The sequence below is a fragment of the Pseudomonas sp. K5002 genome (assembly GCF_013386655.1).
GTDB lineage: Bacteria > Pseudomonadota > Gammaproteobacteria > Pseudomonadales > Pseudomonadaceae > Aquipseudomonas.
This window is the reverse complement of the sequence record NZ_JACARK010000359.1, coordinates 1-8260: the sequence shown is the minus strand read 5'-3', so window position 1 is coordinate 8260 and position 8260 is coordinate 1. Positions and strand designations below refer to the sequence as shown.

The window sequence follows — 8260 nt, the reverse complement described above, 5'->3', positions numbered from 1 at the left end:
TGCGCCAGCGCTACGCCGAAGTACTGGCGACCTGGGACGAATACGTCGAGCCGATGATTCAACTGGTGAACGCCGACGGCGCCTTCGAACAAGGCGTGCGCAAGGTGGAAAACGTACTGTTGCGCATGCTCACCGAGCAGCAGCGCCTCGGCCACCTGGTGGACGACGACATGCTGCTGCGCACCCACGCGCGCATCCTCGAAATGCAGACCAGCGCCCAACTGACCTTGCGTCACGCCCGGGAACTGCTGCTGCCGTTGCGGGAAGAAGCGCGCCGGCACAACGCCGTGACCCGGGGCGCGGCGCTGGCCTTGTCGGCGATTCGCCGCAAGGGCCTGGACGCGGTGCCGCAAGCGGCGATGCCGATGTTCACCCGGCCGCAAAGCACCTTTCTTGGCAGTGCCAGCCAGGTCGAAGCCTACGTGTACGCCCTGGCCAACTTCGAACCGAAGCCGGCGCGTTTCCCCAAGGCGCATAAATCCCACAAGGGCGAAGCCCCTCGCGCACCGCGCACGGTCAAGGAAATGCTCGAGCGCTGTGAAGACGCGCTGCCGATGCCGGACCTGATGACCTGGCTGCTGGAGCAGGAACCGGACGGCGCAACCGACGAGTTGCTGTACTGGTTCTCACGCCTGTCGCGGGAAAAACGCTTCAAGCGTGAACGTCTGGAACGACGGGATTACCACACTCACGAGCACCAGGTCAGCCTGCGCTCATTCGCCCTGCTTCCAGCCAGTATTGATACGGCCGGGAATTCTGCGAGCACCCCTCATGCATCTTGATCTATCCGAACTGTCCCAGCTGGCGCCGATCTTTCGCGAGCTGTTCAAGGGTTACCACGTCAGCCGCCGCGACCCGGAGCTGTACGCCCAACTGTCGAACTTCCAGGACCAGTACCGCACGTTGTTCAAGGCCCTGGGCTTTGAGTTGGTGTGCGACACGCGAGGTTTCTACTACTTCGTGCCGGACTCGGCCGTGGCCGCCGCGCAGGTCAACAAGACCGCCCAGCGCCTGGCGTTGTTCACCTTCATCATCGTCGAGCACCTGGCCGACCAGGGCCGCGACCCGATCGCCGTGCTCGACGGTGGCAGCCTGGGCCGTGACGAACTGCCGTCGTTGCTGGAAAAGTACCGCGACCTGTTTATCCAGGCCGAAGTGCAGACCGTCGAGGAACTGGAAGAAAAAATCATGCGCCGCATGACCCAGCTGGGTTTTGCCGGTGAAGAGAACGGCATCTACCGCTTCCTGCCGCCGATGCACCGCTTCCTCGATGTGTGCCTCTCGGTCCAGCAAGACCGCGACCTGGCCGCGAGCATCCACAGCGTATTGCCGTTGCCGGCCCCGGTGATCATCGACGAAGACAGCGATGAAAAACTGCTGAAGACCGATGACCCGCTGGACTTGAGTGACTTTGCAGAAGAAAGCGAAGAAGACGCCCTGGCCCGCGCCATTGCCGAAGAACAGGAGACCGACGCATGAGCAAGGAACGCTACGGCATTCGCCGCTTCGCCCTTTTGAACACCGCCGGTTACAGCCTGGGCCTGTTCCCGCTGGAAGAACCGCTGTCGGTGTACGGCGCGAACAACCTCGGCAAATCGGCGTCGATCAACGCCTTGCAGTTCCCGATTCTGGCGCGCATGTCGGACATGAGTTTCGGCAAGTACACCCTGGAGCAATCCCGGCGTTTCTACTTTGCCACCGACACCAGCTACATCCTCGTGGAAGTCTCGCTTCCCCATGGCCCGCACGTGATCGGCGTGGTCGGTCGCGGCCCGGGCGGTGGTTTCGGTCACCAGTTCTTTGCCTACGCCGGCAAGCTGGACCTGGCGCACTACCAGAAGAACGACACCTGCCTGCGCCAGAAAGAGCTGTTCACCAACCTTGAGCGCGAAGGCCTGAAAGCCTATGAGCTCAAGCCCGATGAGCTGCGGCGTTTGCTGGTGGGCGGCCATACGTCGATCCCGCTGGACCTGACCCTGATTCCGCTGCGCTCCACCAGCGAGCAGAGCCTGAAGACCTTCCGCGCGCTGTTTATCAATTTGCTGCACATGCGGGAAATCACCGCGGCCAAGTTGAAGCAGCTGTTTCTGGATGCGTTCGAACACAGCCTGCGTTCCGGCAGTGTCGATTACATCGCGGCGTGCGAAGAAGCCTTCCGCGATGTACGACGCATGGAGCAGGACTACAACTCGCTGGTGGCTGCCGGCCCTCTGGTAGAAGCCTTGGCCAACGGCGTGAAGCAGCGGGACATTCTGCGGGGCAAGCTGCATCGCCTGTCACCGCTGCTGGATTCGTTGCTGGGCACCTGGTCGGACTACGCCAGTGCGCGCAAGGAAGAACTGACGATCCAGGCCGAGCATTACCGCAACGAGCAGGATTCGCTGCAGAACGACCAGCGCGGCGGCACTCAGGAGCTGATGCGCCTGGAGCGGGAAATCAGCGGGATTCAGCGCTGGCTGGGTGAGCTGTCGGTGCTCAAGCACCGCTTCGCGCTGGTGGATGACGTCAAGGTGTTGGAGCAGCAACTGCTGGCCGCCAAGGATGCTCACGATGAACTGGCCGGGGCCTTGGCGCAGTCGCGCCAGTTCAGCGCCGAGGATCTGGACGAACGTCTGCGGGACCTGGAAAAACGCCTGAAGTCGGTGAAGCAGCAACTTGATCACGCCGACAACAACAGCTACGCCAAGCTGCGGGAAGAATTCTCGCAGCAGGATGTCGAGCGTCTGATGCGCCTGTTCAACAGTTCGCTGTTCAGCTTGCCGCTGGGTGAGCATGGCATCACGCTGGACGAGGACGGCCTGTGGGTGAAATCCCTGGAGCAGATCCTTGATGGCTTCAAGGGCGAGCGTTTTGAAGTGCCGGGGCTGGCCATCGACATCTCGCACATTGAACCACCAGCGTTGCAGGCACTGGCTGACCGCGCCGCGTTGCGCGACCAGAAAGAGCGTCTGGAAAAAGAACTCAAGCAACTGAAAACCCAGCAAGCCGTGGCGGCCGACCGCGCGGCGAGCAAGACCCAGACTGAAGCGCTGTACCAACAGGTACTGGACGCGCAGAAGGCGCTGGAAGATTTCCGCCGTGCACAAACCCTGAGCGCCGAGGAAGGCGAGAAGCTGGAAAGCCTGGCGCAGATGGAAGCGGCCCAGGACGAATTGAAACGCTCCAGCGATGCGTTTACCGAGCGCGTCCAGCAACTGTCGGCCAAGCTGCAATTGGTAGGCAGGCAGATTGGTGATATGGAAGCCAAGCAGCGCACCCTGGATGACGCGTTGCGTCGTCGTCAGTTGCTGCCGGCAGACTTGCCGTTTGGTACGCCGTTCATGGACCCGGTCGACGATTCCATGGACAACCTGCTGCCGCTGCTCAATGACTACCAGGACAGCTGGCAAGGCCTGCTGCGCGCTGATGGCCAGATCGACGCGCTGTACGCACAGGTGCGCCTCAAGGGCGTGGCCAAGTTCGACAGTGAAGACGATATGGAGCGCCGCCTGCATCTGTTGATCAACGCTTACGCGCACCGTACCGATGAAGCGCTGACCCTGGGCAAGGCCCGGCGTGCGGCCGTCACCGATATCGCACGCACCTTGCGCAATATCCGCAGCGACTACGACAGCCTTGAGCACCAGTTGGCGTTGTTCAACCGCGAGATCAACAAGCGCCAGGTGTCCAACCTGCAGAGCTTCCGCATCGTGCTCGCGCCGAACAAGGAAGCCCTCAAGCATATCGACCAGATCATCCACAGTGCCGGCCAGTATGAAGAAGGCGAAACCCTGTCGGTGTTCGATCTGAGCCAGAGCGCCGAGCAGGACAACAAGAACGAAGAGGCCAAGGAATACCTGGCGCGCCTGGTAGCGGCCAATCATAACCAGTTGGGCCTCAAGGACTTGTTCGAACTGGCGTTCGAGATCACCAAGGTCAACGGCCAGCCGATCATTCACACCGACATCGATGGCGCCGCCTCCAACGGCACCACCATGACCATCAAGGCGCTGACCAACATGTATTTGTTGCTGCACTTGATGGACCGCGACCAGGCCGGGCGCGTGCGCTTGCCGTACTACCTCGACGAGGCGGCGGATATTGATGAGAAGAACCAGGCGGCGTTGCTGGAAACCAGCTTGCAGCTGGGCTTCGTGCCGATTCTGGCCAGTGTGAAGCCGCAGGTTTCCGCCCAGGTGGCGATCGACCTGGAAGGCGGCAGCGGGCCGAACGGGATCTACATTGATGAGGCGGACTGGAAGTACATCCGTCGTCACGATGTGGTGAAGGCAACGGTGAATGTGCAGGCGGATGAGCCGGAGCTGGATGAGGTTTAATCAGTTGCGCTGAAATGCAAAAAGGCCGCGATCTTCTGGATCGCGGCCTTTTTTTGGTGTTCTTGAGGGCCTCTTCGCGAGCAAGCCCGCTCCCACATTCAATCGGGTTCCTTCAATGGGAACTGGGTCAAATGTGGGAGCGGGCGGGCTTGCTCGCGAAGGCCGCGCCTCGATCTATTTGCCGAGCGGGATTTTAGGCGCCCAGGTCAGCCATTCATCTTCAAACTTGTCGAACAGCGGGAAGGTCTGCTGGGGCCGTGCAGCGTTGCCCATACGCTCGCCGTCCGGCGTGGCAAAGGCGATGCCGCCGGCGACCAGGGTCTCCAGGGACTCAGTGCGAACAGTCGCGCCCTTGAACAAGCCGAAGTCGAGCCCGAAGCCGCTGGTGTTCCAGAACCGGCTGCCACTGCGCACCAGAGGCGCGTACTTGGGCTCGATCAGGATGTGAACCAGCACACGGTCGGCGGTCTGGCCCAGCTCGTAGCCGGTAACTTTGCCTACGGTGACTTCGCGGTAAGTGACCGGAACGCCTTCCTTCAACGAGCCACGGCGTGCGGCGCTGAGTACCAGGCTCAGGCCCTCCTCCTGATGAACGGCTTCTGGCGGCTTGTCCAGCGCGACGAAACTCTTCTGTGGGCCGATGCTTTTGGTCGCTGGCTGTACTTCGATGTACTGGCCGGTCACCAGGGTTTCCAGGTTCGACGTTTTCATCAGGCCCAGTTCAGGCTTGACCACCCAGAACTGACTGCCGGCCCGTGCGATGCGGTCGGCCACTTGGGTGATACGCGCGCTGAGCAGCACCGATTGCATGTCGGCGCTCAGGTCGACACTTTCGATCTTGCCTACGTCCAGGCCCTTGAAGCGCACTGGCGTACCCGGGCGCAGGCCATCGGCGCGGTCGACCTTGATGGTCACCAACGTACCGTGCTGGTTGGCGGCTTCGCGATCCGGGAACAGACGGAAACGCGGGATGCGCTTTTTCAGCGGCACATTCGGCTCCGGGGTTTCGAAGGCGATACCGCCCGCCATCAGGCTGGCCAGGGATTCGCTTTTCACCTGGATGCCGCCGGTAAGCCCACCGGTCAGGGTCACGCCGCTGGCATTCCAGAAACGGGTCGAGCCATTGACCAGGCCTTCGTATTCTTTCTCGATATGGACGCCGATCACCAGTTGCTTGTTCTTGCGGGAGAACTGGTAGCTCTGCACGGAACCGACCTTGACCTGCTTGTAGAGGATCGGGCTGCCGACATCCAGGGAACCGAGGTTGTCGGTGAAGAGCACCATGTGCAGGCCGGGGGAACGCAGGTCCAGTGGCGGCGCCTTGGCGCGGGCGACGTACTCCCGTTGTGGCGCGGTGCCCTTGTCGCCGGGACGGATGGCGATGTAGTTACCTTTGACCAACGCTTCCAGCCCGGTGATGCCGGCCAGTGAGATGGACGGCTTGACTACCCAGAATTGGGTGTCCTGGACGAGGTAGTCTTCGGCCAGTGGGTCGAGGGTCAACTCGGCATTGGCGCTGGACAGGTCCGGATCGATCTTCAGGGTTTTCAGGCTGCCGACCTGGATGCCTTTGTACATCACCGGGGTGCGGCCCGCCTGGAGGCCTTCGAAGTCGGTGAGCTTGACTTTGACCTTGATGCCCGCCGCTGCTGCATCGAAGTCTTCGTACAGGCGGAACGGCAGGCTCGGGTCCGTCGGTGGGCTGTCCTTGCGGTTCTCCGGCGTGGCGAAGGCGATACCGCCGGCAACGATGCTGGCCAGGGATTCACTGCGGACTTTTACGCCGGAAAGGTTGGCGTCGATGCTGATGCCGCTGGCGTTCCAGAAACGCGTGTGTTTGCGCACCAGGCTGGCGTAGGTCGGCTCGATGTAGACCTTGATTTCAACGGTGGTCTGGTCTTCGGAGAGCAGGTAGCTTTTGACCTGGCCGACCTGGATCTGCTTGTAGAACACCGGGCTGCCACGGTTCAGCGAGCCGAGGCGATCAGCTTTGATCGTCAGGTGCAGGCCGGGCTTGGCGTCGGATAAAGGCGGTTCTTCGGACAGGGCCTTGAACTTGCGCGTCGGCTCACCATCGCCTGGGCTGGCGGCGATGTAGTTACCCGAGACCAGGGTTTCCAGGCCGGTGATCCCGGCCAGGCTGACACTTGGCTTTACCAGCCAGAAGCGGGTGTTGGTCTTGAGGTATTGCTCCACATCCTTGTTCATCTCGATGGTAGCAATCACCCCGCGATTGTTACCTTCGTCATCCAGGGCCAGGGTTTTGACCTTACCCACGGACATGCCTTTGTAGACCACTTCGGTCTTGTTGGCCTGGATGCCTTCGCCGCTTTCAAAGCGTACCTGAATCTCGATACCTTGCTGGTTGTACGCACGCCATCCCAACCAGCCACCGATGATCAGGGCAATCAGGGGCAGCACCCAAATGGCCGACCAGTTGGAAGCTGGGCGGGTTTTAGCCTTAGGCAAATCACTCATGGTCGTCGTCCGACTCCGTGTTATCCCAAATCAGTCGGGGATCAAAAGTTACTGCGGCAAGCATCGTCAAGATCACCACACTGGCGAACGCTACGGCACCGAGATTGGCCTCGACACTGGCAAGTCGCCCAAAGTTTACGACCGCCACCAGGATGGCAATCACGAAGATATCCAGCATGGACCAACGGCCAATGAACTCGATAAAGCGGTACATGATAATGCGTTGTTGCGCGGAAAGTGGCTGGTGACGCTGCACCGAGAACAGTAACAAGCCGATGCCCACCAGCTTGAAGGTGGGCACCAGAATGCTGGCGATGAACACTACAGCGGCGATCGGGAACATGCCGTGCTGCATCAACTGGATCACGCCGGACATGATGGTGCTCGGATCGCCTTGGCCCAGGGAGCTTACGGTCATGATCGGCAACAAATTGGCCGGGATGTACAAGATGGCTGCCGTGATCAGCAGCGCCCAGGTGCGCGTCAGGCTGTTCGGACGACGGGCGTGGACCAGCGCGCCGCAACGGGTGCAGGTTTGCTCGTCGGTGTCCGGGTCTTGTTTGTTTAGTTCGTGGCATTCGGTACAGATCAGAATGCCCGCATCAATCGCCCGCATGAGCATCCTCTCCTGACAGCGCTTCCCAGATCTGGTGAGGTGACATCACCACCTCCAACAATATCTGGACCATTAACAGACTGACGAAGCAGGCCAGACCGAGCCCTACGGTGATAGTGGCCATGTCAGCCAGCTTTACGATCGCCACCAGCACGCCCATCAGATAGACCTCGAGCATCCCCCAGTCTTTCAGATGATGGTAGATGCGATAAAACAGCAGACCGTAGCTACGGCCGATGTTCCAGCGGATGCTCAGCAATACCGCCAGTTGGCACAGGAGCTTGAGCAATGGAATGCCCATGCTGCAGAGGAACACCACCACGGCGACGCCTTGCATACCGGTGTCGAACAGACCGACCACGCCGGTCCACACGGTGTCCTGCGAGGACTGCCCGAGTAGATTGAGCTGCATGATGGGTAAAAAGTTCGCGGGGACGTACAACAGCAGCGCGGCAATCACTAACGCCAGGCTTCGTTCAACGACGTTGTGGCGGTGAGCGTACAGCTCGTAGCCGCAGCGTGGGCATTGGGCCTTTTCACCGCGGGCAAGCTCCGGCTTGCGCATCAACAAGTCGCACTCATGGCATGCCACGAGTTCGTCCAGCGGTAAGTCTGACGCCTCAAGGGCATCAACCGGGTCGGGCATATAGGGCTCGGACTCTAAAAAAGATTAGGTGCCTATTCTAGTGTTCTGGTTCAGAAATAACTGTGCAAATTTGTCGGGAGATTCAGTAGCGTTTGTGTGCGCGAGGGGGGATTGGGACGAGGGGATTTAGACCAATGCGTGGCATCAGGAAGCCCGCGTTACCGTTGGAGTTTTTCGCCAGCAAGCTCGCCATACTTTCCGACC

Annotated in this window: 5 protein-coding genes and 1 pseudogene; 3 read left to right on the top strand and 3 right to left on the bottom strand. The window is 60.5% G+C overall.

Annotated elements, in window-relative coordinates; all coding sequences use genetic code 11:
- The 3 genes and pseudogenes from HX846_RS17440 to mksF form a co-directional block, all read left to right on the top strand.
- Positions 1-782: pseudogene (locus HX846_RS17440) on the top strand (hypothetical protein); the annotation flags it as partial.
- A complete protein-coding gene (mksE, locus tag HX846_RS17435; protein WP_003214375.1) occupies positions 772-1479 on the top strand; it encodes an Mks condensin complex protein MksE in 708 nt (235 codons plus the stop codon). The pseudogene HX846_RS17440 and the gene mksE, both read left to right, overlap by 11 nt.
- Positions 1476-4316: an Mks condensin complex protein MksF gene (mksF, locus tag HX846_RS17430; protein ID WP_008437530.1), complete on the top strand. Its 2841-nt coding sequence runs from the start codon at positions 1476-1478 to the stop codon at positions 4314-4316. Before mksE ends, mksF begins: the two co-directional genes overlap by 4 nt.
- 174 nt (positions 4317-4490) lie before the next feature.
- On the opposite strand, the gene HX846_RS17425 is transcribed toward mksF, so the two are convergent.
- Genes HX846_RS17425 through HX846_RS17415 form a run of 3 tightly spaced genes read right to left on the bottom strand, consistent with a single transcriptional unit; the run spans position 4491 to position 8056 of the window.
- The gene (locus HX846_RS17425; protein ID WP_003214369.1) at positions 4491-6794 is read right to left on the bottom strand and encodes a PqiB family protein; all 2304 of its coding nucleotides are present in this window, start codon (positions 6792-6794) and stop codon (positions 4491-4493) included.
- Positions 6787-7410 (bottom strand): paraquat-inducible protein A, encoded by a 624-nt coding sequence (locus HX846_RS17420; RefSeq protein WP_003214366.1) that lies wholly within the window; start codon positions 7408-7410, stop codon positions 6787-6789. Before HX846_RS17420 ends, HX846_RS17425 begins: the two co-directional genes overlap by 8 nt.
- A complete protein-coding gene (locus HX846_RS17415; protein WP_177022667.1) occupies positions 7397-8056 on the bottom strand; it encodes a paraquat-inducible protein A in 660 nt (219 codons plus the stop codon). Before HX846_RS17415 ends, HX846_RS17420 begins: the two co-directional genes overlap by 14 nt.
- Positions 8057-8260: the final 204 nt, after the last annotated feature.